The sequence below is a fragment of the Flavobacterium sp. HJJ genome (genome assembly GCF_015351475.1).
Lineage (GTDB): Bacteria > Bacteroidota > Bacteroidia > Flavobacteriales > Flavobacteriaceae > Flavobacterium > Flavobacterium marginilacus.
In genome coordinates this window covers 1-1,964 of record NZ_JADKPR010000057.1, presented here as the reverse complement: position 1 = coordinate 1,964, position 1,964 = coordinate 1, and the positions used below count along the sequence as shown (strand labels likewise).

Below are 1,964 nucleotides of genomic sequence, written 5' to 3'. Positions count from 1 at the left end.
GAATCGAAAAATAGAAACAGAAATTTAAAAATAATACGCCGAAAATTACAAACCGAAAAACAGAAACGTAAAAATTGGAATCTGCCACAGAAGCGTGAAAAGTCAGCGGTTAAATTCATAATTTCGGTCAAAAACAAGCCTCCAGTAACACTTGCTACAAGAGATTTGGGCATTTGGCTTAATTTGAAAATGGTCTTGTATTTGGGAAGTTTAGGCAAATCCGAAAACAAGGCTTAATTTAATCCCAAACCTCTTGTAGCAAGGGGACGTTAGCAGTAACCAATCCGCAGAAGACGAAAATTTAATGAACGAAAGCCAAAATGATATTTAACTTACTAATATTTTCAATTATGATTGTTATGGGTTTGGCTTTTTTAGTCGGACTTGCTTTTTTATTAAACAATAACACACGAAAAAAAGGAATTATACTTGCGGGAATTCCATCAAGCATTGTTATTATTTTTTTAGTGTTTAATTTGTTTAGTGAAATATTTACAAGAAAACCACAAACTAAAGATTTAGTAGGAACATATCATATTGTAAAAGTTACTCAACTTGACTTTGACAGAAATACTTATGACAAATATAAACTTCAATTCTTTGAAAACGGTACTTTTAGATTGACACCAACTCCATCAATTGACGTTTGTCAAAGTGGAAAATATGAAGTTGACTATCAATTTGAATATAATGAATTGTCGTTAAAATGCTCAAATTTGGTTACTTCTGCTCACATTGACCGAGGATTTGGAAACTATAGAATTGAATTTGTAATTGGCGACCCTGATAGTGGAGAAAGTATTTACTTTGAAAAAACTGAAAAGGAATTATAAAAAACGAATACCAGTATAAATAACTTGGCTACTGCTAACACTTGCTACAAGAGATTTGGGCATTTGGCTTAATTTAAAAATGGTTTTGTATTTGGGAAGTTTAGGCAAATCCGAAAATAAGGCTTAATTTAATCCCAAACCTCTTGTAGCAAGGGAACGTTATGGTGTATAGCTCCGACGAACAACAGTCGATTTTAATCAGGTGTTTAGTTAGGAAAATCCAAACCGAAACTGAAACCGAGCCGACGAAAATCTAAACCGAAATCCAACACTTAATTGTTGCGGACAAACAAACGTGAACCGCTTTTTGGAAAACCGAAAGCGGAATTTTTTGTCGATTTTTTTTGAGAATTAACAGAAGTTTGAAACTCAAAAGCGAAAACTATTTGGAACGGAAATCGGAAGTCGGAAAAACTTGCCGAAATTGGAATAGATAATTGGAATGTCTAATCGTCCGTGCTCAACAATCGTCGAGCTACACACCATAACACACGCTACAAGCGATTTGGGCAATTGGCTTAATTCAAATATGGTTTTGTATTTGCAAGAATTTGGCTAAACCGAAAAATAACGCTAATTTAGTCCCAAACCGCTTGTAGCGCGAGACCGTTAGCGGTAATGTTGCCGAAAATTTACGAACAAATATTTTTTAATATTTTATGGATAACAAACTATCGAAAATTAAAAAAATAATAAAAACTTACAAAGACATCGATGGTGATTTTTGGTTTTATGAAGGCAACGATTTAATTTATGAAATTCTTGACACATTTGATGAAATTGAATGGGAGAATTTAAAACTTGACTTGAATAATCTAAAGGATTATGAACATTCCATTTTTTCTAGAGTAATTCTTTCTTATGATACTGATAGAATAGTTGATAAAGTTGATGTTTATGAAATATTTTTCACCGAATTTGTATTGTTAAGTGATTTGGATGATGCAGATTGTCTTCTACAAGATATTATGTATTTGAAAAATATCCGAAAACCCAAACTTGATTTATTGGAAAAAGTAAAAGAGAAAATTAAAATATTAAAAAACTTCAAGGAAACAATTAATGACCAAAATATGTTTTTGTTTGCAGAAAACACAGTTGAAGAAGTCATCAAAAAACACTACCGCTAAC

Annotated in this window: 3 protein-coding genes; all 3 read left to right on the top strand. The window is 32.0% G+C overall.

Translation table 11 applies throughout. From position 1 onward, the window contains the following. Positions 1 to 237, top strand: a 237-nt coding sequence (locus IRZ80_RS21100) for a hypothetical protein (RefSeq protein WP_228520973.1), incomplete at its 5' end; no start/stop codon positions are given. A gap of 113 nt (positions 238 to 350) precedes the next feature. Continuing rightward, a complete protein-coding gene (locus IRZ80_RS20675) occupies positions 351 to 833 on the top strand; it encodes a hypothetical protein (protein ID WP_194644242.1) in 483 nt (160 codons plus the stop codon). A gap of 659 nt (positions 834 to 1,492) precedes the next feature. Further along, positions 1,493 to 1,963 carry a hypothetical protein gene (locus IRZ80_RS20670; RefSeq protein ID WP_194644240.1) on the top strand — a complete coding sequence of 157 codons (471 nt, stop codon included), beginning with the start codon at positions 1,493 to 1,495 and terminating at the stop codon, positions 1,961 to 1,963. The last annotated feature ends 1 nt before the right edge of the window (position 1,964 follow it).

Excerpts from the sequence above, each read along its gene's own strand:
- IRZ80_RS20675 (WP_194644242.1), top strand. The coding sequence starts at position 351 with ATGATTGTTATGGGTTTGGCTTTTTTAGTCGGACTTGCTTTTTTATTA.
- IRZ80_RS20670 (WP_194644240.1), top strand. The coding sequence starts at position 1,493 with ATGGATAACAAACTATCGAAAATTAAAAAAATAATAAAAACTTACAAA.